We start from the raw sequence: 21948 nt of genomic DNA, 5'->3' as shown, positions 1-21948 counted from the left end.
GCCCGCATGAACGCGACTGTCCAGCCCGCGGCGCCGGCCGCAACGACCGCGATCCGCACGCCGTGGCGCGAATTCTGGCGCAAGTTCCGCAAGCAGACCATTGCGCTCATTGCGGGCGGCTTCGTGCTGGCGCTCGTCGTGCTCGCGTTCGTCGGCCCGCACATCGTGCCGTTCGATCCGGAAAACTATTTCGACTACGACGCGCTGAACGCGGGGCCGTCGGCCGTGCACTGGTTCGGCGTCGATTCGCTCGGCCGCGACATCTTCAGCCGGATCGTCGCGGGCACGCGCATCTCACTCGCGGCCGGCTTCTTCTCGGTGGCGCTCGGCGCGGTGATCGGCACGTTCTTCGGGCTGCTCGCCGGCTATTACGAAGGCTGGTGGGACCGCATCACGATGCGCGTCGCCGACGTGCTGTTCGCGTTCCCGGGCATCCTGCTCGCGATCGGCGTGGTCGCGATCCTCGGCAACGGGATGGTCAACGTGATCTGCGCGGTCGCGATCTTCAGCATCCCGGCGTTCGCGCGGCTCGTGCGCGGCAACACGCTGATGCTCAAGCACATGACCTACGTCGAGGCCGCGCGCAGCATCGGCGCGTCCGACTGGACGATCATCATGCGGCACATCCTGCCGGGCACCGTGTCGTCGGTCGTCGTCTACTTCACGATGCGGATCGGCACGTCGATCATCACCGCCGCGAGCTTGTCGTTCCTCGGGCTCGGCGCGCAGCCGCCGACGCCGGAGTGGGGCGCGATGCTCAACGAGGCGCGCGCGGACATGGTGACGGCGCCGCACATCGCGGTGTTCCCGAGCCTCGCGATCTTCCTGACCGTGCTCGCGTTCAACCTGCTCGGCGACGGGCTGCGCGACGCGCTCGACCCGAAGCTGGAGCGCCGTTGATGCAGGCTGCGCCGATGTGGACCGCGACGCTGCCGGCCGGGCCGCGCGGCACGATCGCCGACGTGCCGGGCGTGATGGTCGGTCATTGCACGCTCGACACCGGCAGCGTGCAGACGGGCGTGACCGTCGTGAAGCCGCATCCGGGCGACGTGTACCGCAGCAAGGTGCCGGCGGGGGCGGCCGTGATCAACGGTTTCGGCAAGAGCGTCGGGCTCGTGCAGGTCGACGAACTCGGCACGCTCGATACGCCGATCGCGCTGACCAATACGTTCGGCGTCGGCGCGGTCGCAGAGGCGCAGATCCGCGCGGCGATCGCCGCGAATCCGCGGATCGGCCGCGACTGGCCGACCGTCAATCCGCTCGTGTTCGAGTGCAACGACGGTTACCTGAACGACATCCAGGCGTTCGCGGTCACCGCGGCGCATTACGACGACGCGTGCCGCGCGGCGTCGCGCGACGTCGCACGCGGCGCGGTGGGCGCCGGGCGCGGGATGTCGTGCTTCGACTTGAAAGGCGGGATCGGTTCCGCGTCGCGCGTCGCCGTCGCGGCCGGCCGCCCCTATACGGTCGGCGCGCTCGTGCTCGCGAATTTCGGCCGGCTGCCGATGCTGACGCTCGGCGGCGTACCGCTCGGCCGTGTTGTCGCGCAACGGCGCGCGGCCGACGCCGCGTACGCGGCGCCGCCCGAGCAGGGCTCGATCATCCTGTTGCTGGCGACCGACGCGCCGCTCGACGCGCGGCAGTTGTCGCGGCTCGCGCGCCGCGCGGCGGCGGGGCTGGCCCGCACCGGTTCCGTGTACGGGCATGGCAGCGGCGACATCGCGCTCGCGTTCTCGACCGCCTACACGATCGCGCCTGACGCATCGACGATCGCGCTGCCGGCCCTCGTGGCCGATGCGGCGCTCGATCCGCTGTTCATGGCCGCGGCCGAAAGCGTCGAGCACGCGATCGCCGACGCGTTGCTGCAAGCGGTAACGGTCGCCGGGCGCGACGGCCACGTGCGGCCATCGCTGCGCGACGCGGTGCCCGATCTCGACCGGTGGTTCAACGAATACAACGAAGGACGTTCGACCCTGTCATGAAGATCCTGATCTCGACCGACATCGAGGGCGTCGCCGGCGTATTCGCGACCGAGCAGACGCGCGCCGGCAATCCGGAATACGAGCGCGCGCGCCGCTGGATGACCGCCGAGGCGAACGCGGCGATCGAAGGCGCGTTCGCGGGCGGCGCGCTGGCCGTCTGGGTCAACGATTCGCATGGCGGCTTCCGCAACCTGCTGCCCGACGGGCTCGATGCGCGGGCGCGCGTCGTGCTCGGCAAGCCGCGTACGCTCGGGATGATGACGGGCGTCGAACAGCAGCCCGATCTCGTGTTCATGATCGGCTATCACGCGAAATCGCAGACGCGCGGCGTGCTCGCGCACACGATCAACAGCTTTGCGTTCACGCAGGTATGGCTGAACGGCGTCGAGCTCGGCGAAGCCGGGCTGTACGGCGCGCTGGCGCGCGAATACGGCGCGCATGTCGCGCTCGCGACCGGCGACGACGTATTCGCCGAGGAAACCCAGCCGCTGTTTCCGGACGCGCGTTTCGAGACGGTCAAGACGGCCGGCGGCGCATCGAGCGGCGAGACGCTGACGCCGTCGGCGTCGTGCGCGCGGATCGCGACCGCCGCGCGGGAAACGGTCGCGCATGCGCTGTCGTCCGGCGTGCGCGCAGGCGCGCATCGGCCCGCGCCGGCCGCTTGCACGCTGCGCGTGCAGACGGTCGCGCTCGCCGACCTGTTCTGCGTGCTGCCGTCGCTCGAGCGCGTCGATGCGGTGACGCTGCGCTTCGACGGGCCGTCGGTCGAGCACGTGGTGCGCACGCTGAACAGCCTGTCGGCGATGTCGTTCATGCTGCGGTAATGCGTGCTGCGACGACGCCGCCGGTGCGCGGCCGGTCAGCCGGTCGCGACGGTGCCAACCGTCGCGGCGAGCAGGAATGCTTCCATCGCCGCAACCGGCGAGAACGGCGTCTCGTTCATCGGATGGGTGTTGGCCGCGAGGTCGCGCAACGGTGGAGCGAGTCGTGGATCGTTCGAAGGCGACCGCCTTCGATATCGGGTCATTGATGATGGAATTCGGGCCGTGAGAAATACGCAGCTAGATCCCTACGAACACATTCCCCGGAGCGTGGTCGTGACCGCCAACGACTATGCGGGGGGCACGACGTTTCCGGATCACGCGCACGTGCGCGGACAATTCGCGTTCGCGTCGCGCGGCACGATCAGCGTATCGACGCCGCACGGCCGCTGGCTGGTGCCGCCGCAGCGCGCGTGCTGGGTGCCGGCCGGCGTGCGGCACGAAATGACGATGACCGGGCCGGTCACGATGCTCAACGCGTTCGTGGCCGCGGACGCCGCGCAGGCGGCCGGGCTGCCCGCGCAGTGCGGCGTGTATGGCGTGTCGCCGCTGCTGCGGCAACTGCTCGACGATGCGGTCGACCTGCCGGCGATGTACGACGTCGACGGCCGCGCAGGCAAGCTGATGGATCTGCTGGTCGCCGAAATCGCGACGATGCCGCGCCTGTCGCTGCATGCGCCGCTGCCGGCCGACGCGCGGCTGGCGAAGGTGTGCCGGCACCTGTTCGCGGCGCCGTCGATCGCGGCCGATCTCGACCGGGTCGCGGCCGACGCGGGCGTGAGCCGGCGCACGTTCACGCGGCAGTTCCGCGCGCAGACGGGCGTGAGTTTTGCCGCGTGGCGCCAGCAGGTGTGCATGCTCGCGGCGATTGCCCGCCTGACCGACGGGCAGCCGGTGACGCGCGTCGCGCTCGATCTCGGCTATGCGAGCGCGAGTGCGTTCACGTCGGCGTTTCGCCGCATTCTGGGCGACACGCCGAGCCGGTATCTGGAGAGTCGCCGCTAGGCGGTGCCTGCCGCCAAAAAATACGCGTCCGCCAACTTCGGCCAGACGCGTTCAAAGGCACTCCGTGTGAAAAAATGCGCGACCGGCCTGTCGGGCAGCGTCGCGCATCGTCCATATCATTGTTGCTTCGTCCGATTCAATCCTGCCGGCTCGTTGCGGATAACGAAGCATACGCTGCATAACGCGCAAACGATATCGTGTCGATCCCACGATTCATGTGCTGTCGCAGCATACGTTCCGATTGCGCATTCGATATCGGAGCGGAAAACCGATGAGGACGGGCATCCGCGGCTCCGCCGGTCACGATGCGCCGCACCATCGAATGCGGGCGACGGAGTCCCCCCAAACGCCGCGTGGCGCGATGCCCATCGGTATCGCGCCACGCGGCGGTGCGGTTGCAGGCGAAGCCGACGCGCGCCGGCGCACGCGTCAAACGTCGAAGAACACGGTTTCGTCCGGCCCCTGCATGCGGATGTCGAAGCGATAGACGACCGGCCGGCCCGGCTGCGCGTCGCGTTTCGCGACGAGCGTCGCGCGTCGCTCGGCGGGCACCGCGTTCAGCACGGGGTCGGTCGCGTTCGCGGCGGCCTCGTCGTCGAAGTACACACGCGTGAACGCATGGGTGAGGATCCCGCGCATCATCACGGTCACGTTGATGTGCGGCGCGTCGTCGGCGGCGACGCGGCCCGGCTTCACCGTCTCGACGACGAAGCGCTGCTGCGGATCGGTGCCCGTGCCGACGCGCGCGAAACCCGTGAAGCCGGATTTCGCGATGTCGTCGCGCGACGCGGGGTAGCGGCCCGCGCCGTCCACCTGCGTGAATTCCAGCACCGCGTCGCCGACGACGTTGCCGTCGCCGTCGAACACCTGCCCGACCAGCAGCACATGCTCGCCTTCGGCGTGCGCGGCGGCAATCGTCGGCGTGAACAGGCTTTTCAGGTCGTAGTCGTATTGCTGCGGGCACAGGCCGTACGCGAAGTACGGGCCGACCGTCTGCGAAGGGGTTTGCTTCAGCGTCGTCATGGTTCAGCGCTCCATCGGGGTGGCGTCGCGGCCGCGCAGCACGATGTCGAATTCGTAGCCGAGCGCATAGCCTTCTTCGGTGATGTCCATCGAGAAGCGCGAGATCAGGCGATCGCGCGCGGCCTCGGGCGTGCCCTGAAAGATCGGGTCGTACGCGAGCAGCGGATCGCCGGGGAAGTACATCTGCGTGACGAGACGCGAGCCGAAGTAATCGCCGAACAGCGAGAAGTGGATGTGATTCGGGCGCCACGCGTTCGGATGGTTGCCCCACGGATACGCGCCGGGCTTGATCGTCAGGAAGCGGTAGCGGCCTTCGTCGTCGGTCAGGCAGCGGCCGGCACCGAGGAAGTTCGGGTCGAGCGGTGCATCGTGCTGGTCGACCTTGTGCACGTAGCGGCCGGCCGCGTTGGCCTGCCACACCTCGACGAGCGTGTTGCGCACGGGCTTGCCGCCTTCGTCGAGCACGCGGCCGGTGACGACCATCCGCTCGCCGAGCGGCTCGCCGTTCTTCACGGCGTTCTTCGTCAGGTCATGGTCGAGCGCGCCGAGATCTTCCGCGCCGTAGACGGGCGCGTACTGGTCGCGCAGCTTCTCCTTCAGCGGGATCAGCGGGCGGGTCGGGCCGCGCTTGACGGACGAACGGTACTCGGGGTGAACATAGGCCGGATGCGACGGCCAGTCGCGCGGCGTGAGGATCGTGGGGGAATCCATCGGGCGTCTCCTGTCAGTTTTTCGCGAAGTGGATGGCACGACTTTAGCCAATCCGGAAAGTTATGCAAAATGACCTTTTTTCGCGAATCGCATAACCGTTCGTTATGTTCGTCCTGACAATGAAAATTCCGCCGGACAGGCAACCTGTCCGGCGGAAAAAGCGATCGGGCTTCGCGTCGTCGGTGACGACCCCGTGCACGGCCCTCCAGCCAGCCCGTCGCTGTTTTTTGTCTTTCGTTCTCGTTGTTATCCGGTCTCCCCGAGCGTGCCCGTCGTCATGGATGGCGGGGATCGAAGACGATCCCGTCGAATTCGAGCACCAGCGTGCCGCTGCGCAGCAGGGCCGACGGTGTCGACGCGTGGCCGGCGCCGAGCACGTCGGTCACGTACTGCGCGCAGAAGCTGCGCCGCGCCCGCAGGTTCAAGCGACGGCCGAGCAGCGCATCGATTCGCTGTTCGGCCAGCGCATGAACGTGGCGCTGCGCGTCGGCCGACGCTGCCGCGACGCGGCGCGCCAGTGCGATGCGTCCGCCGTCGGTACGGGCGACGAAGCGCGACAGCGGCGTGAGCTTCGTCCACGCAAACGCGGTGGACTCGGCGATCAGCGGTTCGTCGCCCGACGTATCGACGACGATGCCGAAGCGATTGGCCCAGGTGTCGACCGCGCCAGCCGCGGCATCCGATGCACCGGCCGGTACGCGGATGAACACCAGATCGCCGACATGTGCGCCGGCGGCCAGCGTGCGCACGGTCGCGAGCGGCATCGTGCGATCGGTGTCGCGTGCATCGCGCGGGGCGGCGTGGTGCGGTTCGCAGAGGGCAGTGTCGATTCGGGTCGTCATTTCGGCTCCGTCGTTGCGTGACAGGACGGAGCGGATTATGCAGACAAGTAACCAAAAGTGCTGATGTGGATGCGCAAGTAGCCTAATATCCGACCTCGAGCATCATTTTTCGATACCGCCATGACCGAGACCGCCCAACTCATCGAAACGCTGAAGCGCCAGCTGAAGGCGCAGGGAATGACTTACCGGGACGTCGCGCGTGCGCTGGACGTGTCCGAGACGAGCGTGAAGCGGCTGTTCGCGAGCGGCCGCTTCACGCTGGAGCGTGTCGCGGAGATCGCCCAGCTGCTCGGCTATACGCTCGCCGAGCTCGTGCAGGAAGCGTCGGCGTCCGCGCCGCGCTTGCGCGTGCTGACCGAGCAGCAGGAGGCGTTGCTGGTGTCGGACGAGAAACTGCTGCTGGTCGCCGTCTGCGCGATCAACTACTGGACCGTGCAGGACATCGTGTCGGCCTATCGGCTCACGCAGGCCGAATGCGTGAAATATCTGCTGATGCTCGACCGGATGAACGTGATCGCGCTGCTGCCCGGCGACCGGATTCGCGTGCGCGTCGCGCGCGATTTCGACTGGCTGCCGGGCGGGCCGATTCGCCGCTACTTCCATGCGCACGTGCTCGACGACTTTCTCGGCAGCCGCTTCGACGGCCCGGGCGAGACGATGACGTTCCTGCAGGGGATGCTGACGGACGCGGCTGCCGCGGAGCTCGAACAGGAACTGCGGCGGCTCGCCAGCAAGGCGGCGGCGCTGCATGCGGAGTCGTCGTCCGCGCCGCTGGGGCAGAAGCACGGCACGGCCCTCCTGATCGCGAAACGAATCTGGGAGCCGACGGGATTCCACGCGCTGCGGCGCCATGCGTGATGCCGCGCCGAATGCTTGGGCCTTTCCGGAAAGTTATGCAAAATGGCGATTCATCATCATTCGCATAACGACTCGTTATGAATAACCGTATCGCCGACGGCCGTGTCAAATTCCGGCACCTGCAGTGTTTTCTCGCGGTCGCGCAGCTGGGCGGCGTGCAGAAGGCGGCCGAAAGCCTGTCGATCACGCAACCGGCCGTGTCGAAGACGATCGCCGAGCTGGAGGCGATCCTCGGCGTGAAGCTGTTCGAGCGCGGCCGGCACGGCGCGCAGCCGACCCGCGAAGCGCAACTGTTCATGCCGCACGCGAACGCGTGCGTGCTGGCGCTGCGGCAGGGCGTCGGGCTGCTGGCGCGCGAGGGCGGGGCCGCCGCCGCGACGCTGGAAATCGGCATGCTGCCGACCGTCGCGGCCTCGCTCGCACCGGCCTTGATGAAGGCGCTGACCGCGCGCTGGCCGCGCATCGTCGTGCGGATCGCGACGGCCGCGAACGCCGAGTTGCTCGAGCGTCTGAAATCCGGCGCGATCGAGTGCGCGATCGGTCGGCTGTCGGAGCCCGAGCGGATGATCGGGCTCGCGTTCGAGCAGTTGTACAACGAGCCGCTCGTCGCGGTCGTGCGCGCCGGGCACCCGCTGCTCGCGAGCGCGGCGCCGGCCGCCGAGCTGGCGCGCTATCCGGTCGTGCTGCCGCCGTTCGGCACGTTGATCCGCCAGTCCGCCGAGCAACTGCTCGGCGCATGCGGCGCGCCGCCGCTGGATTCGTTCATCGAGGTGCTGTCGGTATCGGTCGCGCGCGCCTTGGCGCTCGAGAATGACGCGGTCTGGTTCGTGCCGCTCTATGCGGCCGAATACGATCTGTCGGCAGGCGCGCTGGCGCGCCTGCCGCTGCCGTCGGCGGGCACCGACGAGCCGGTCGGGCTCGTGCTGCGTACCGATGCGCAACCGTCGCCGGTCGCGCGGACGCTGATCGACGCGGTGCGCGACATCGCGCGATCGCGGTTCGGCGATGCGCACCCGCACCGGGCGCCGCGTGCGGCGCGCAAGCCCGGTCGCGGCAAGCGTTGATTCATCGGGCCGGGCGACGCGCCGGGCCCGATCTCCTTTCTTGCTGCAGGGATCCGCCATTCGGCCAGTAGCCGTCATAGGGGTGCTTGGCATATCGTACCGTTTTTGATACGATTGGCGGCAAGACGATGACGAGACAGCAGATTCAGGCCACGCTCGGCGTGCGGTTCTTTCGCTCGGCCCGCGGCAACGAGCCGGTGCGCGAATGGCTCAACGCGCTCGGGCAAGTGGATCGAAGGGCGATCGGCGAAGAGATCAAGACCGTTCAACTCGGCTGGCCGCTCGGCATGCCGCTGGTCCGCAAGATGGCGAAGGATCTTTGGGAGATCCGCGTGGCGGTGCCGGGGCGCAGCGCACGCGTGCTGTTCACGGTCGTCGGCGACACGATGGTGCTGCTGCACGGCTTCTTCAAGCAGTCGCGCGCCACGCCGTCGAACGATCTCGACGTCACCGTCGCGCGCCTGAAAGCGCTGACGCACGCCATCTGAATTCCCCGGTTGCGCCGGAATACACCGTCTCCGACGGTCGGGCAGCCGGCAACGCCATGCACTGGAGTACGACATGACGACCACGAACAATCCGCATATCGGCAGCGATTTCGATGCCTTTCTCGAAGCGGACGGCAATCTCGAAGCGGCCACCGCCACCGCGATCAAGCGCGTGATCGCGTGGCAGATCGGGCAGGAAATGAAGGCGCAGCACATCACGAAAACCGCGATGGCCGCGCGGATGAAAACCAGCCGCGCCGCACTCAACCGTCTGCTCGACGAAACCGACACGAGCCTCACGCTGGCGACGCTCGCGAGCGCGGCCGCCGCGCTCGGCAAACGGCTCAGCTTCGAGCTGGTGCCGGCCTGACCGGCGTGAACGAACGGCGCACGGGCGGCTCGACGTGATGGTTCGCGCGCCGGGCGGGGCGAGCGGGCCGGCGTCGGCCCGCGGGCGCATGCCGGGTCATTTGCGCGGGCCGGCGACCTGCAGATAAAGCAGTGCGCCGCCCGCGAGCAGTAGCGGGAACAGGAAATACCAGCCGGTCGTCATGAACAGTCCGGCCACCGCAATCAGCGAAATCCACGCGCAGCGATACGCGATGCCGCCACGCGGCAACAGTTTCAGCGCGGCCGCCGCGCCGAGCCCATACACCATCACGAAACATCCGGACGTCACAAGCACGAGCGGCTTCGGCCCGACGTCCGACAGCGCCGTGGCGGCCAGTGCGACGGCCGCGAGCACGGCGATCACGCCGAGGCTGCGGCGCGGCACGCCGCCCACCTGGCTGCCTTGCGCGAGCCACGCAGGCAACGCGCCGTCGCGTCCGAGCGCCGCGCCGAGCTTGGCCGCGCCCGCGAAATACGCGTTCATCGTGCCGAGCGTGAGCAGCAGCGCGGCGGCCGCCGCCAGCACTTGCGCATGGCCGCCGATGCCGCCCGCGATCAGTTCGGCGAGCGGCGCGCCCGATGCGCCTGCGGAAGGCCCGAGCACCGTCACGCTCGCGGCGGCGACCGACAGATACAGGAACCCGACGACCACGACCGCGATGCCGGCCGAACGCGGCATGTCGTGCGCGGGCCGGCGGAATTCGGCGGCGAGATGGGTGATCGCTTCCCAGCCGGCGAAGCTCCACACGAGCAGCGCGGCGGCCTGGCCGACGGCGAGCCAGCCATGCGGGGCGAACGGATGCAGGTTCGCGGTGCGCGCATGCGGCGCGGACGCAAGCACCGCGGCGAGCAGCAGCGCGACGAGCAGCGCCGACAACACCAGTTGCATGCGGCCCGACACGGTGACGCCGAATGCATTTGCGGCCGACACGGTCGCGATCAGCGCGGCGGCGGTGACGATGACCGTCGTGTGTCCGCCGCCCGTGACGGCCGCGACGTATGCACCGCCGAACATCGCGGCCGCCGGTGCGCCGGCAGGCACCGCGAAATAGAAGCACCAGCCGACGATGGCGGCAGCCTTCGGGCCGAACGCGCGCCGCGCGTAGGTCGACACACCGCCCGCATCGGGATAGCGGGCGCCGAGTGCGGCGAAGGTGGCCGCGAGCGGCCCGGACAGCACGACGAGCGCCGCCCATGCGAGCAGCGAGGCCGGCCCCGCGACTTCGGCGGCGAGCGCGGGCAGCGCGATCACGCCGGTGCCGAGCACCGCGCCGATATAGAGCGCGGCGCCCTGGAAAATGGTCAGCGAACCCGCGTGATGAGCAGCGGGCGAATCGGCATGCGAAGGCATGAGCGGCAGTCTCCGGGAGTCTTGTTTTGTGTGGACGACGCGCGAAAGCCCGCGCGGTCGATCACCGATGCTACCCGAACGATGGCGCTCGCGCGGCCCGGCGATGAGTAGTCTCGTGCCGCGACCGTGTCAGCCGATGTCAGCAGGAACGCGCGAGCCGCAGGCGCGCGTCCTCGCGCGCGGCAGGCGACAGGTCGGGCGCGTAATGGAACGTACCCGATACCAGCGAGGCGACGGGCACGCCATCGCGGAACAGCACGCGATTGCCGGCCAGCGCCGGCACCTTGTCGCCGGGCAACAGCGTGCCGGCGAGATTCAGCGGATCGGCGCCCGTCACGCATAGGTATTGTCCGTCGCCCGGTTGCCGTCGGAGTTCGCGCAGGATCGGGATGGCCTCGGGCAGCGCGAACTGCTCGCCCGCGAGCCCGGCGACGAAGCGACCGCCGCGAATCTCGCCGCGTGCTTCGAGGCGCTGCAGCACGCGCACGAGTTCGCGCCAGCTGGGCAGCCAGTCGGCTTCGCGTTCGAGCAGCCGCCAGAACACGACGCCGTAGCGGCGCAGCAGCGTCCACACGATATGTTCGAGCGCGTCGGGATCGGTCGTGGCGAGGTTGCGTTTCGGTGCAGGCGTGTCGTCATCCGGCGGTGCCTGACGCTGTACGAGCGCCCAGCGGCCGGCGTCGTCCATCCCGCCGATCAGCGCGCCGCCGCGGCGCGTGCGTGGCGCATACGTCGCGCTGCGCTTGACGGCCGGCTTCAGCAGCGCGCGCAGGCCCGCGTAGCTGTCCGCATTCACGAGGCCGGCCGACACGAGTTCGCCGAGCGCCTGTTCGAGTTCGACGGGCAGCATGCGCAGGTCGTCAAGCAGCGCATCGAAGAACATCGCGCCGTGCGCGGCGAGTGCGTCGCGCACTTGCGTGGCGCGCGCGGACAGCGCCGGTTGCGCATCGGGGTCCCGCAGCGCCTGCCACGCGGAAAGATGACGGCGTGGCAGCAGCACGATTGGCGTCGTCTTCACGGGCGTGCCGGCCGCGCGCGCCGGCGCGCCGATGCGGGTCCACACGAGCTTGCCCGAGCGGCACAACTCGTCGAGGCCGCCCGCCGTGTAGTCGGTGAGCCGCGCGGGCAGCAGCGCGTCTTCCCACGCGCTTGCCGCGGCCTCGTAGCCTTCGAGCTGTTCGACCACGGCTGCCAGCGCGTCGCGGCCGGTGCCGCGCGTGTCGGGCGTCAGGTGCTGCCAGTGGAACAGGAAGCGCATGAAATCGGCGCGTTCGACCGGCTCGATCTCGCGACGCAGCCGCTTCACCGTATAGCGATGAATGCGCGCGAGCAGGTGGCGTTCGCACCATTCGTCGATCGTCGCGCCCGGCGTGAAGCGGCCGCGCATCACGTAGCCTTCGCGCTCCAGCGCCGCGAGCGCCGTCGCCACCGACGCGGGCGGCAGCCCGAGCGGCGCGGCGATCGCATCGAGCGTCAACGGCCCGAAGCCGGTGAGCCGCGCGCGGATCACGTCGACGAGCGCCGCATCGGCTTCCCACGGCTGCACGCATGCGGCCGGCACCTTGAGCGCTGGTGTCGCACGGGCGTCCGCATGCAGCGCGCGCAGGCAGACGAGCCGCTCGACCGGCACCCACAGCGCGGCGCCGCACGGCGTGGCGAGTTTCGTCGCGCGGCGGCGTTCCGCGAGTTCCGCCAATCGCTCGGGCCAGCCTGCGTGCGCGTGCGCCTCGCTGTCGGCGACGCACGCGAGCGTGAGCAGCGCATCATGCATTTCGTCGGCGTCGCGCACGAGCGGCCACGCTTCGTCACGCACCGCGTCGATTGCGTCGGCGTCGAGCGCACCAAGATCGTCGGCCGATTCGGGATCGCTCCAGCGGCGCGACTGCACGGCCTGCGTGCGGCGTTCCTCGAGCGGCGCATCGTCGAGGAATGCGTAGGGCTTCGCGTTCAGGATCTCGGCCGCGAGCGGCGACGGCGCGGGCAAGTCGCGCGCGACGAGCTCGATCGCGCCGCTTTCGATCCGGCGCAGCAGCGCGAGCCAGCCGTCGGTGTCCATCGCGTCGTGCAGGCAGTCGTCGAGCGTCTGGTCGACGAGCGGATGATGCGGAATCTCGCGTTCGCCGACGATGTTCTCGAGGCACGCGACCTGATCGGGGAACACCGTCGCGAGCAGATCGTCGCTCTTCATCCGCTGCAGTTGCGGCGCGGTGCGCCGGCCGCCGGTGAAGCGCGGCAGCGCGAGCGCGGTGGTCGCGTTCCAGCGCCAGCGCACGCCGAACATCGGCGCGTCGAGCAGCGCCTGGGTCAGCACGTGCTCGGCGCTGGCCGAACGCAGGTAGCGCCACACTTCGTCGAGCGCGAAGCTGTGCGCGAGCGACAGCGACAGGATGATCGCGTCGTCGGTCGCGGCGGCCTGCAGTTCGAAGTTGAAGTTGCGGCAGAAGCGCTTGCGCAGCGCGAGCCCCCAGGCGCGGTTGATCCGGCTGCCGAACGGCGAATGGATCACGAGCTGCGTGCCGCCCGATTCGTCGAAGAAACGCTCCATCACGAGCGTGTCCTGCGTCGGCAACGCGCCGAGCGCGGCGCGGGTGCGCGCGAGGTAGTCGGCGATCTGGCGCGCGGCGTCGGGCGACAGGTGCAGATCGTCGACGAGCCAGCGCAACGCGGGCGCGAGGCGGCTTTCGGTGGGGGCGAGCGCGGTGCCGCCGGGCGCGTTGTCGGGCGAGGCGGCGGGCAGCGCGTCAGTGTCAGCGGCCGCTTTTCGGGGTTTGCCGCGGGCGGTCGTCTTGCCGGCCTCGGTGACGTTCGCGTGCTTCGCCGTGTCGGCCCGCGGATGCCGGTCGCCTTCCGCGAACAGCGCATCGAGCCGCGCACGCAACCGGCCGACCGCCATCGACAGCTCGTCGCTGCGCCCGAGCCCCTCGCCGAGCCAGAACGGAATGCTCGGCGATTGCCCCTGCGCATCCTCGACACGCACGCGGCCCGTCTCCACGCGAATGATCCGGTACGACTGGTTGCCCAACTGGAACACGTCGCCGGCCAGGCTCTCGATCGCGAAATCCTCGTTGACCGTGCCCACCTGGATGCCCTGCGGTTCGAGCAGCACCGCGTAGTCGGCCATGTCGGGGATCGTGCCGCCGGAAGTGGTCGCGGTCATCATCGCGTTGCGGCGGCCGCGCACGGTGCCGCCCACCACGTCGCGATGCAGGTATGCGCCGCGCACGCCGCGCCGGCTCGTGAACCCTTCGGCGAGCATCTTCATCACTTCGTCGAAGCGCTCGCGCGTCAGCCGCGCGTACGGCGCGGCGCGCGTGAAGCTCGCATACAGCGCGTCTTCCTGCCATTCCGTGCACGCGACTTCGGCGACGATCTGCTGCGCGAGCACGTCGAGCGGCGCTTCGGGAATCCGCAGCGCGTCGAGTTCGCCGCGCTGCACGCAGTCGAGCAGCGCCGCGCATTCGACCAGCTCGTCGCGCGACAGCGGAAAGAGCCGCCCCTTCGGCACGCCGCCGACGTGGTGCCCCGAGCGGCCGACGCGTTGCAGGAACGGCGCGATGCCGCGCGGCGAGCCGACCTGGCAGACGAGATCGACGTCGCCGATGTCGATGCCCAGTTCGAGCGACGCGGTCGCGACGAGCAGTTTCAGTTCGCCGCGCTTCAGGCGCTGCTCGGCGTCGAAGCGGTGCTCCTTCGCGAGACTGCCATGATGCGCGGCGATCGCGTCCTTGCCGAGCCGGTCGGCGAGATGGCGCGCCATGCGCTCGGCGGTGCGGCGCGTGTTGACGAACACCAGCGTCGTGCGGTGCGCGGCCGCGAGCCCCGCGATGCGGTCGTACACCTGTTCCCACACGTCGGTCGCCATCACCGGTTCGAGCGGCACGTTCGGCAGTTCGAGCGCGAGATCGCGCTCGCGCGTGTGGCCCGTGTCGACGATCGCGCAGTCGCGCGGCGCGTCGGCCGGCCCGCCGACCAGGAAGCGCGCGACCGCGTCGATCGGCTTTTGCGTGGCCGACAGCCCGATGCGCGGCAGCGCGCGGCCGACCAGCGCGTCGAGGCGTTCGAGCGACAGCGCGAGATGGCTGCCGCGCTTGGATGACGCAAGCGCATGGATTTCGTCGACGATGACCGAGCGCACGTTCGACAGCATTTGCCGCCCCGACGTGGACGACAGCAGCACGTACAGCGATTCGGGTGTGGTGACGAGGATGTGCGGCGCGCGCTTGCGCAGCGCGGCGCGCTCGGCCTGCGTCGTGTCGCCGGTGCGCACCGCGGTGCGGATCGCGGGCACCGGCAGGCCGAGTTGCGCGAGCGATTCCGCGATGCCGGCGAGCGGCGCGTCGAGGTTCACGTGGATGTCGTTCGACAGCGCCTTCAGCGGCGATACGTAGACGACCAGCGTCGCGTCGGGCAGCGTGCCGTCATGCGCGAGCGCATCGCGCACCAGATCGTCGAGCGCGCACAGGAACGCGGTGAGCGTCTTGCCGGAGCCGGTCGGCGCGGCGACGAGCGTCGAGCGGCCGGCCTTGATGTGCGGCCACGCGAGCGCCTGCGCGCCGGTCGGCGCGGCGAACGTGCGGCGGAACCACGCGGCGACGGCCGGGTGGAACACGTCGAGCGCGCGGGCGGCAGGGCGGGTAGCTGTGACGTCCATCGGAGCGTTGAAATAGGGTGCGAGCGGGGGGCGAGCGTGCGACGGATCGCACGCGAATCGAATTGTCAGTGTGCCAGACGCCGCGCGCGCGTGCCGGGCATGCGTGCCGACGATTCCAATTCAGATGGGGGCCCGCGCCGTGCTTTCAATCGACGGAAAGTTGCGTGCCCGCCGGCACGCCGAGCGCGCGCTGAATTGTGTCGAATTGCAACTGGGCCGAGCCCCAAGCCTGAATTTTTCCGAACAGCGGAACGTGCGTGATGAGCGCGAACCGCTCCTAGACGCGATGCAGCCAGCCGAGCCAGTGTTCCACCAACGGCGCACGCGACCACAGCGACTGCGCGAGCCACAGCGTGCCGCCCCACGCGGCGGCCACGACGATCAGGTCGCAACGCCCGCTGTTCCACAGGTTCAGCGAATGGCGCCGCCAGATCCACGGTACGCCGAGCGGATTGGGCCAGTCGGCGAGCAGGTGCATCACGCCGCCGCAGGCGAAGCCGAACAGCGGCGCGGCCCACAGCGGATGCGGATGATGGGTGAGCCCGTGCCAGCCGAGCGCGAGCAGCGCGACCCAGCCGATACCCCAGTGCGTGAGGGTGCGATGCGTGATCCACAGGCGGCGTTTGCGGCTCCACCAGGCGACTTCGAGCCAGTCGGGCGCGGTGCCGCCCGCGACGCCCGCCGCGAACGCGGCGAGCATGCCCGAATGCCACGGGCCGGTTGCGCCGGTTTGCGCGACGAGGACGGCGGCGGCGACGCCGGCCGCGAAGCCGGACGCGTGATGCGCATTGTGTGATGCCATAGCGAGCGAGACGAGGAAACGTGAAGCGGCGCGTGCACGAAACGATGATGCGGCGCGCAAGCGGGGCGCTATCTTCGCAGATCGGCCTGAGCCGCGCGCGGCGCGTTTGCAGATTTTTTTGTGCGCAATGCACGGCATGCCGCGCGATTCGCAACTTTCGGTTTTGTGCATTGCGCGACGGCGCGCGCCGCAGGCGGTGCCGAACGCGCCACGTGCGCGTCGCGGCGCCGCAACGTGACCGGCCGCACACACGCGGCACGCTTTCGTCGCGCGCCGCGTGTTCGACCCTTTTTGTGCCCCTATACTACGAAGCCGGCAGATGGCCGTCGGCGCGCCAGCGGCCATCCACGGATCAGGTGCTCGTCGTGCCTGAAGGAGATCCACATGGGGGACATGCAATGACTACGCTGAATCGCTTCAAATCATCCGCCGCCGTGCTGGCGACGGTGGCCGGCATCGGCTTCCTGCCGAACGCGCCCGCCTACGCGAAGGGGCCGCAGCCCGCGGTCCTGACGAGCTCGGCGGTGGCGGTGGCCGACAAGTACAGCGCGGATGCCGCGGAGCGGATCTTCAAGGAAGGCGGCAACGCGATCGACGCAGCCGTCGCGATCGCGTTCACGCTGGCCGTCACGTACCCGGAAGCCGGCAACATCGGCGGCGGCGGCTTCATGACGATCTACAAGGACGGCAAGCCGTACTTCATCGATTACCGCGAGCGCGCGCCGCTCGCCGCGACGAAGGACATGTACCTCGACAAGGACGGCAACGTCGTCAAGGGCATGAGCCTGTACGGCCCGCGCGCGGTCGGCGTGCCGGGCACGGTCGCGGGCATGTGGGAGGCGCAGAAGCGCTTCGGCAAGCTGAAATGGAAGCAGGTGCTCGCGCCGGCGATCCACTACGCGCGCGACGGCTTCGTCGTCGACGAACAGCTCGCGCAGCGCGGCGTCGACGCATCGAAGGAGTTTGGCGGCAAGACCAACTTCGACAAGTATTTTTCCGGGCTGAAGGCCGGCGCGAACTTCAAGCAGCCCGATCTCGCCGACGTGCTGACGCGCATCGCGAACGGCGGCGCGGAGGGCTTCTACAAGGGCAAGACGGCCGAACTGATCGCCGCGTCGATGAAGACCGGCGACGGCAACGGGCTGATCACGACCGAAGATCTCGCGCAGTACCGCGCGGTGTGGCGCCAGCCGGTGCAGGCGAAGTGGAACGGCTATGACGTGATCACCGCGCCGCCGCCGAGCTCCGGCGGCATCGGCCTCGTGCAGTTGCTGAAGATGAAGGCCGACCTCAAGCAGGACTTCGAGGGCGTGAAGCTCAACTCGCCGCAGTACATCCACCTCGTCGCGGAAATCGAAAAGCGCGTGTTCGCCGATCGCGCGCAGTATCTCGGCGATCCCGACTTCTACAAGGTGCCGATCGCGCAGCTGACCGACGACGCGTACATCGCGAAGCGCGCGGCCGAGGTCAACCCGAAGGAGCCGTCGGACACGAAGAGCGTGCAGCCGGGCCTCGGCACGACGATGCCGGAGAAGGCCGAAACGACGCATTTCTCGGTGGTCGACAAGTGGGGCAACGCGGTATCGAACACGTACACGATCAACGGCTATTTCGGCTCGGGTGTGATCGCCGACGGCACGGGCATCGTGCTGAACGACGAGATGGACGACTTCTCCGCGAAGCCGGGCGTCGCGAACATGTTCGGCGTGGTCGGCAGCGACGCGAACGCGATCGAACCGAAGAAGCGTCCGCTGTCGTCGATGTCGCCGACGATCATGACGAAGGACGGCAAGGTGTCGCTGGTGATCGGCACGCCGGGCGGCTCGCGCATCTTCACGTCGATCTTCCAGGTGATCAACAACATCTACGACTTCAAGATGCCGCTGAAGGAAGCGGTCGGTGCGATGCGTTTCCATCACCAGCTGCTGCCGCCGAACACGATCTTCTGGGAGCCGTACCACCCGATCGAAGGCGAACTCGCGAAGCAGATCGAGGCGCGCGGCTATACGCTGAAGGGGCAGGATTTCAGCGGCGACATCCAGGTCATCAAGATCGACGGCAAGACGCCGGAGGCGATGGCCGATCCGCGCGGGCGGGGCGTGACGCGGGTCATTCGTTGACGTTGACGTTGACGTTGACGTTGACGTGAAGCGATGCGTGCGCGTTGGCGACAGCCGCCGCGCGCGCCGTTCGGCAGCCGGTGTCTCGACCCGGCTGCCGAATTTTTTCAGCCGGTCGTTCGGATGAAGCCCGCGATCCGCGCGGCAATGGCTTCGGGCGGATCCTCGAGGCAGCCGTGCCCGATGCCGGTCCGCTCATTTCGCTTCCGACGGGCTTGGCCGCCCGTTTTCATGAATTTGACGCGCGACGCTGGGATAATGGGCGAGTTTGGCTGCGTCAATGATGGAAGGAGGCCCCATGGGCGACAACGATACCCGCACCGAGACCGACAACCGCACCGATACGGACCCGATGGAAGCGCGCCAGCGCCGTTTCGAGGAGGATCTCGTCGACGCCTACGACGAAGAGCTCGAGATGGAGCTCGACGACCGCCGCTTCGACGACGGCGAGGACCTGCTGTTCTCGCCCGAGCGTCGCGAGGCGCGCAAGGAATATTTCCGCGAGCTGTTCCGGCTGCAAGGCGAGCTCGTGAAGCTGCAGGACTGGGTCGTGAATACCGGACACCGGCTCGTCGTCATTTTCGAGGGGCGCGACGCGGCCGGCAAGGGCGGCGCGATCAAGCGCATCACGCAGCGCCTGAACCCGCGCGTGTGCCGGGTTGCCGCGCTGCCGGCGCCGAACAACCGCGAGCGCACGCAATGGTACTTCCAGCGCTATGTCGCGCATCTGCCGGCCGGCGGCGAGATCGTGCTGTTCGACCGCAGCTGGTACAACCGTGCGGGTGTCGAGCGCGTGATGAATTTCTGTACCGACGACGAGTACGAGGAATTTTTCCGGTCGGTGCCCGAGTTCGAGAAGATGCTCGTGCGCAGCGGGATCCAGATCGTCAAGTACTGGTTCTCGATCACCGACCACGAGCAGGAGCTGCGCTTCCAGAGCCGGATCGCGGATCCGCTGAAGCAGTGGAAGCTGAGCCCGATGGACCTCGAAAGCCGCCGCCGCTGGGAGGCTTATACGGCCGCGAAGGAAGAGATGCTGCAGCGCACGCATATTCCCGAGGCGCCGTGGTGGGTCGTGCAGGCCGTCGACAAGAAGCGCGCACGGCTGAACTGCATTCACCATCTGCTGGGCCAGGTGCCGTATCACGAGGTGCCGCGCCCGACGATCGATCTGCCGCAGCGCGAGCATCACGAGGATTACATTCGCCGGCCGGTGCCGGACAACATGATCGTGCCGGACGTTTATTGAGCGATTCGCCCGGTCGATCGCAATGCGACGAAGCGCGCAGCGGTATGCGGCGCGTTTTTTTTGAGGTCTGGCGGAGGGTGGGCGGTTCGAATGCATGCAGTGCATGCGTACGCGCACGCCGCGCGGGCTGTCGCCGCAACGGCTCAAAGATCAGGAAACCCCGAGCGCCCCTGCGTCAGATCGAACAGTTCGGCTCTTGCCGCGGCTTCGGCGGTTTCGGGCAGCTTGATCACGAGCTTCACCGTCATCCCGTACGCGCTGTCCACCAGTTCATAGCCGGCTTGTTCGATCCAGCGGCGCACGCGCGCCTCTTCCGGGTAGCCGATCTCGACCGCGAGCCGCGTGCGCCGAATGCGCTCGACGCGCTCGGCATCGAGCAGCGCCGATGCGATCGCATCCGTATACGCACGCACCAGCCCGCCCGCGCCGAGCTTCACGCCGCCGTAGTAACGCACGACCGCGCCGAGCACGCCGTCGAGGTCGTGATGGCGCAGCACTTCGAGGATCGGCCGGCCCGCGGTGCCCGACGGCTCGCCGTCGTCCGACATACCGGACTGGCCGCCCGCCAGCAACGCCCAGCACACGTGGGTGGCCGCCGGGTGCTCGTCGCGCAGGCGTTGCAGGACCTGCATCGCGGCATCGCGGTCCTCGACCGGAACCGCGTACGCGATGAAACGGCTCTTGCGGATTTCGAGTTCGCGGATGGTGGAGGCGGCGAGCGAGTAACTCATGCGTCGCGACGCGGAAAGTGTAGGGAAGTCAAGGCGATGATAGCTGGTCGATGCGTTTGACGGGGGCCCGTGGACGAATGGATATCGTCTGCATGAGCGCGGGGCAAAGACGGAATTTTACCGTGGCGCGCGTCGAAGCATTTCGATGTCGCTGCGCACGGCATCAACGCACGCCGACCGACGACCGCAGCGCGGCGCCCAGCGTGCGCAGCGCCTGCCGGGCGTGCGCATCGGTCAGATTCGAGTAGAGCACCACGTCGCGCGTCGGCAACGGCGGCAGCCCGTAGCGCATCCCCACGTCGACGGTGCCGGCGGGCGCCACGCGATGCCCGAGCGCCGCGACGGCCAGCCCCGCGGACACCGCCGCACCGATCGTCGCCACGCCGCCGCCGACGAAGACTTCCGTCCACGCGACACCGGCTTCGTCCAGCGCGCCGACCGCCATGCGGCGCACGCTGCACGGTTCGGCCTGCGTGGCGAGCCGCAGCGGTTGCGGCGGATGGTATTCGAAATCGGCCGCCGCCATCCAGCCGAACGACTCCGACAGAATGGTTTCGCCGTCGAGCCGCCGGCTGTCGTGCTGCAGCGCGACGGCCGCATCGAGCAGGCCGCGATCGAACGCATCGAGCACGTCGCGCGACGCGGCGACGCGGATCTCCAGCACCAGCGCCGGCTCCGCTTCGCTCATCCGCCGCAACAGCATCGGCAGATCGGCGCCGACGACATGGTGGCTGACGCCGATCACCAGCCGTCGCCGGCTCGTGCCGAATGCGCTGATTGCGCCATGGTGAGCAACCACCAGTTCGCGCGCCGGCTCCAGGAACGCAGTGCCGTCGGCCGACAGACGAACCTGCCGCGGCGTGCGTTCCAGCAGACGGCGGCCGAGCCCGTCTTCCAGCCGCTTGATCTTCAGGCTCACCGCGGACTGCGTGGTGTCCAGCGCCTCCGCCGCCCGCGTGAAGCTCTTGAGATCGGCGGTCAGCACGAATGCCTGCACGGCTTCGATGTCGAGCGTTTTCATCGCACCCTCGGTCATTTCAGAATCGAATCATTGAAATATTCTGCCATCGTCTTTTCAAATGATTCAAGGTCTTCTACGCTGCGTTCATGCCGTCCGGAATGCCGTCCGTTTCTTTCGCCAGGAGTCGATCATGCTGACCGCGTACTACGTGCACCGCCTGCCGGCGGACTACGACCTCGACATCATCCGCCAGCGTGTGCGCGAGCGCGGCCGCCTGTGGGACGGCACGCCGGACCTGCTGTTCAAGGGATTCCTGCTGCGCGAGGCAGGCCGCCACGGCGCGACGGAAAACGGCTACGCGTCGTTTTACCTGTGGCGCAACGAACAGGCGTTCGCGCGGTTCGTGACGGACGGCCGCTATCGGGTCGTGACGGACAGCTTCGGCCGCGCGCCGATCGACACGCAGGTGGCGCTGGACGCGCGCAAGGGCACTGCGTCGACGGGACGTTTCGCGCGTCTGGAAACGATCGAGATTCCGGCGGATGCCGACCTCGATGCGGCACTGGCGCGGGAGATCGAACGCAATCGCGAAGCGGCGGCACGGCAGGGCGTGGTCGCGGCGGCCGTCAGCCTCGATCCGCTGCGCTGGCGGCTGACGCGTGCGCTCGTGACGGAACACGAACCGGACGACGGCGGCGCGGGCACGGTGTACCAGGTCCTGCATCTGGCGAGGCCGCTGCTCGACACGCTGGAAGCGGGCGGCGCGTGATGGCCGGCATCATGTCGCGATTGCCGGCCGGCGTGGTGGTGGCCGCGCATCTGGCGGGTGTGGTGGCGGGCATCGCCGCGATTGCGGCGCTTGCGACGATGCTGGCGCTGCTGTTCAGATAAGGCGCTTC

General features: G+C 68.8%; 20 protein-coding genes. 12 read left to right on the top strand and 8 right to left on the bottom strand.

Going from position 1 to position 21948, the window contains the following annotated elements:
- Positions 1-6: 6 nt before the first annotated feature.
- From gsiD to J8I35_RS11060, 4 genes are all read left to right on the top strand, one after another.
- Complete coding sequence (gene gsiD, locus J8I35_RS11075) at positions 7-900, top strand: glutathione ABC transporter permease GsiD (protein ID WP_050010827.1); 894 nt, start codon at positions 7-9, stop codon at positions 898-900.
- Positions 900-1982: a P1 family peptidase gene (locus J8I35_RS11070; RefSeq protein ID WP_209925388.1), complete on the top strand. Its 1083-nt coding sequence runs from the start codon at positions 900-902 to the stop codon at positions 1980-1982. Before gsiD ends, J8I35_RS11070 begins: the two co-directional genes overlap by 1 nt.
- A complete protein-coding gene (locus tag J8I35_RS11065; RefSeq protein WP_209925387.1) occupies positions 1979-2806 on the top strand; it encodes a M55 family metallopeptidase in 828 nt (275 codons plus the stop codon). Before J8I35_RS11070 ends, J8I35_RS11065 begins: the two co-directional genes overlap by 4 nt.
- Before the next feature lie 222 nt (positions 2807-3028).
- On the top strand, positions 3029-3808 hold the full coding sequence (locus J8I35_RS11060; protein WP_050010830.1) for a helix-turn-helix transcriptional regulator: 780 nt from the start codon (positions 3029-3031) through the stop codon (positions 3806-3808).
- Positions 3809-4237: 429 nt separating this feature from the next.
- Here the strand turns inward: J8I35_RS11060 and pcaG are convergent, their stop codons facing one another.
- The 3 genes from pcaG to J8I35_RS11045 all read right to left on the bottom strand — a co-directional run bounded on the left by pcaG (position 4238) and on the right by J8I35_RS11045 (position 6384).
- Positions 4238-4831, bottom strand: coding sequence for a protocatechuate 3,4-dioxygenase subunit alpha (gene pcaG, locus J8I35_RS11055; RefSeq protein ID WP_050010832.1), 594 nt, complete (start codon positions 4829-4831; stop codon positions 4238-4240).
- A gap of 3 nt (positions 4832-4834) precedes the next feature.
- Complete coding sequence (gene pcaH, locus J8I35_RS11050) at positions 4835-5542, bottom strand: protocatechuate 3,4-dioxygenase subunit beta (protein WP_006489685.1); 708 nt, start codon at positions 5540-5542, stop codon at positions 4835-4837.
- 275 nt (positions 5543-5817) lie between these two features.
- Positions 5818-6384: a YiiX/YebB-like N1pC/P60 family cysteine hydrolase gene (locus J8I35_RS11045; protein WP_209925386.1), complete on the bottom strand. Its 567-nt coding sequence runs from the start codon at positions 6382-6384 to the stop codon at positions 5818-5820.
- Between the two features lie 120 nt (positions 6385-6504).
- Here J8I35_RS11045 and J8I35_RS11040 point away from each other — a divergent pair, with 120 nt between their 5' ends.
- From J8I35_RS11040 to J8I35_RS11025, 4 genes are all read left to right on the top strand, one after another.
- Positions 6505-7242 carry a helix-turn-helix transcriptional regulator gene (locus tag J8I35_RS11040; RefSeq protein WP_050010837.1) on the top strand — a complete coding sequence of 246 codons (738 nt, stop codon included), beginning with the start codon at positions 6505-6507 and terminating at the stop codon, positions 7240-7242.
- Positions 7243-7319: 77 nt separating this feature from the next.
- Positions 7320-8306, top strand: a complete 987-nt coding sequence (pcaQ, locus tag J8I35_RS11035; protein ID WP_050010839.1) for a pca operon transcription factor PcaQ — start codon at positions 7320-7322, stop codon at positions 8304-8306.
- Positions 8307-8434: 128 nt separating this feature from the next.
- Positions 8435-8794 (top strand): type II toxin-antitoxin system RelE/ParE family toxin, encoded by a 360-nt coding sequence (locus J8I35_RS11030; RefSeq protein ID WP_124554150.1) that lies wholly within the window; start codon positions 8435-8437, stop codon positions 8792-8794.
- Positions 8795-8867: 73 nt separating this feature from the next.
- A complete protein-coding gene (locus J8I35_RS11025) occupies positions 8868-9164 on the top strand; it encodes an XRE family transcriptional regulator (RefSeq protein ID WP_012338300.1) in 297 nt (98 codons plus the stop codon).
- Between the two features lie 96 nt (positions 9165-9260).
- On the opposite strand, the gene J8I35_RS11020 is transcribed toward J8I35_RS11025, so the two are convergent.
- The 3 genes from J8I35_RS11020 to J8I35_RS11010 all read right to left on the bottom strand — a co-directional run bounded on the left by J8I35_RS11020 (position 9261) and on the right by J8I35_RS11010 (position 15988).
- Positions 9261-10535, bottom strand: a complete 1275-nt coding sequence (locus J8I35_RS11020) for an amino acid permease (protein WP_124650949.1) — start codon at positions 10533-10535, stop codon at positions 9261-9263.
- A gap of 139 nt (positions 10536-10674) precedes the next feature.
- Entirely contained in the window at positions 10675-15186 is a 4512-nt protein-coding gene (locus J8I35_RS11015) for a DEAD/DEAH box helicase (RefSeq protein ID WP_209925385.1), read from the bottom strand.
- Between the two features lie 277 nt (positions 15187-15463).
- Complete coding sequence (locus J8I35_RS11010; protein WP_209925384.1) at positions 15464-15988, bottom strand: metal-dependent hydrolase; 525 nt, start codon at positions 15986-15988, stop codon at positions 15464-15466.
- A gap of 398 nt (positions 15989-16386) precedes the next feature.
- Here J8I35_RS11010 and ggt point away from each other — a divergent pair, with 398 nt between their 5' ends.
- Both ggt and ppk2 read left to right on the top strand, forming a co-directional pair.
- Positions 16387-18108 carry a gamma-glutamyltransferase gene (gene ggt / locus J8I35_RS11005; protein ID WP_050010847.1) on the top strand — a complete coding sequence of 574 codons (1722 nt, stop codon included), beginning with the start codon at positions 16387-16389 and terminating at the stop codon, positions 18106-18108.
- Positions 18109-18406: 298 nt separating this feature from the next.
- Entirely contained in the window at positions 18407-19357 is a 951-nt protein-coding gene (gene ppk2 / locus J8I35_RS11000) for a polyphosphate kinase 2 (protein ID WP_050010849.1), read from the top strand.
- A 143-nt stretch (positions 19358-19500) separates the two neighbouring features.
- Here the strand turns inward: ppk2 and J8I35_RS10995 are convergent, their stop codons facing one another.
- Together J8I35_RS10995 and J8I35_RS10990 are read right to left on the bottom strand one after the other, a co-directional pair.
- Positions 19501-20088 carry a YigZ family protein gene (locus J8I35_RS10995; protein WP_124630314.1) on the bottom strand — a complete coding sequence of 196 codons (588 nt, stop codon included), beginning with the start codon at positions 20086-20088 and terminating at the stop codon, positions 19501-19503.
- 163 nt (positions 20089-20251) lie between these two features.
- A complete protein-coding gene (locus J8I35_RS10990; protein WP_209925382.1) occupies positions 20252-21109 on the bottom strand; it encodes a LysR family transcriptional regulator in 858 nt (285 codons plus the stop codon).
- A 130-nt stretch (positions 21110-21239) separates the two neighbouring features.
- On the opposite strand from J8I35_RS10990, the gene J8I35_RS10985 reads away from it, so the two are divergent.
- Positions 21240-21818: a DUF4865 family protein gene (locus J8I35_RS10985; protein ID WP_209925380.1), complete on the top strand. Its 579-nt coding sequence runs from the start codon at positions 21240-21242 to the stop codon at positions 21816-21818.
- Positions 21818-21940, top strand: coding sequence for a hypothetical protein (locus J8I35_RS34830; protein WP_280884144.1), 123 nt, complete (start codon positions 21818-21820; stop codon positions 21938-21940). The genes J8I35_RS10985 and J8I35_RS34830 overlap by 1 nt, the downstream gene beginning before the upstream one ends.
- Positions 21941-21948 lie beyond the last annotated feature (8 nt).

It is taken from the genome of Burkholderia sp. CpTa8-5 (assembly GCF_017815045.1).
Taxonomy (GTDB): domain Bacteria; phylum Pseudomonadota; class Gammaproteobacteria; order Burkholderiales; family Burkholderiaceae; genus Burkholderia; species Burkholderia sola.
The sequence above is the reverse complement of the archived record's forward strand: the minus strand, read 5'-3'. Positions and strand labels throughout refer to the sequence as shown.

What these genes read in the sequence shown, in the direction of transcription:
- J8I35_RS11045 (WP_209925386.1), bottom strand. Translation starts at nt 6,384, where the DNA reads ATGACGACCCGAATCGACACTGCCCTCTGCGAACCGCACCACGCCGCC.
- J8I35_RS10985 (WP_209925380.1), top strand. Translation starts at nt 21,240, where the DNA reads ATGCTGACCGCGTACTACGTGCACCGCCTGCCGGCGGACTACGACCTC.
- J8I35_RS11010 (WP_209925384.1), bottom strand. Translation starts at nt 15,988, where the DNA reads ATGGCATCACACAATGCGCATCACGCGTCCGGCTTCGCGGCCGGCGTC.
- J8I35_RS11030 (WP_124554150.1), top strand. Translation starts at nt 8,435, where the DNA reads ATGACGAGACAGCAGATTCAGGCCACGCTCGGCGTGCGGTTCTTTCGC.
- pcaH (WP_006489685.1), bottom strand. Translation starts at nt 5,542, where the DNA reads ATGGATTCCCCCACGATCCTCACGCCGCGCGACTGGCCGTCGCATCCG.
- J8I35_RS10990 (WP_209925382.1), bottom strand. Translation starts at nt 21,109, where the DNA reads ATGAAAACGCTCGACATCGAAGCCGTGCAGGCATTCGTGCTGACCGCC.
- gsiD (WP_050010827.1), top strand. Translation starts at nt 7, where the DNA reads ATGAACGCGACTGTCCAGCCCGCGGCGCCGGCCGCAACGACCGCGATC.
- ggt (WP_050010847.1), top strand. Translation starts at nt 16,387, where the DNA reads ATGACTACGCTGAATCGCTTCAAATCATCCGCCGCCGTGCTGGCGACG.
- J8I35_RS10995 (WP_124630314.1), bottom strand. Translation starts at nt 20,088, where the DNA reads ATGAGTTACTCGCTCGCCGCCTCCACCATCCGCGAACTCGAAATCCGC.
- J8I35_RS11070 (WP_209925388.1), top strand. Translation starts at nt 900, where the DNA reads ATGCAGGCTGCGCCGATGTGGACCGCGACGCTGCCGGCCGGGCCGCGC.
- J8I35_RS11020 (WP_124650949.1), bottom strand. Translation starts at nt 10,535, where the DNA reads ATGCCTTCGCATGCCGATTCGCCCGCTGCTCATCACGCGGGTTCGCTG.
- pcaG (WP_050010832.1), bottom strand. Translation starts at nt 4,831, where the DNA reads ATGACGACGCTGAAGCAAACCCCTTCGCAGACGGTCGGCCCGTACTTC.
- J8I35_RS11015 (WP_209925385.1), bottom strand. Translation starts at nt 15,186, where the DNA reads ATGGACGTCACAGCTACCCGCCCTGCCGCCCGCGCGCTCGACGTGTTC.
- ppk2 (WP_050010849.1), top strand. Translation starts at nt 18,407, where the DNA reads ATGGGCGACAACGATACCCGCACCGAGACCGACAACCGCACCGATACG.
- pcaQ (WP_050010839.1), top strand. Translation starts at nt 7,320, where the DNA reads ATGAATAACCGTATCGCCGACGGCCGTGTCAAATTCCGGCACCTGCAG.
- J8I35_RS11025 (WP_012338300.1), top strand. Translation starts at nt 8,868, where the DNA reads ATGACGACCACGAACAATCCGCATATCGGCAGCGATTTCGATGCCTTT.
- J8I35_RS11065 (WP_209925387.1), top strand. Translation starts at nt 1,979, where the DNA reads ATGAAGATCCTGATCTCGACCGACATCGAGGGCGTCGCCGGCGTATTC.
- J8I35_RS11040 (WP_050010837.1), top strand. Translation starts at nt 6,505, where the DNA reads ATGACCGAGACCGCCCAACTCATCGAAACGCTGAAGCGCCAGCTGAAG.
- J8I35_RS34830 (WP_280884144.1), top strand. Translation starts at nt 21,818, where the DNA reads ATGGCCGGCATCATGTCGCGATTGCCGGCCGGCGTGGTGGTGGCCGCG.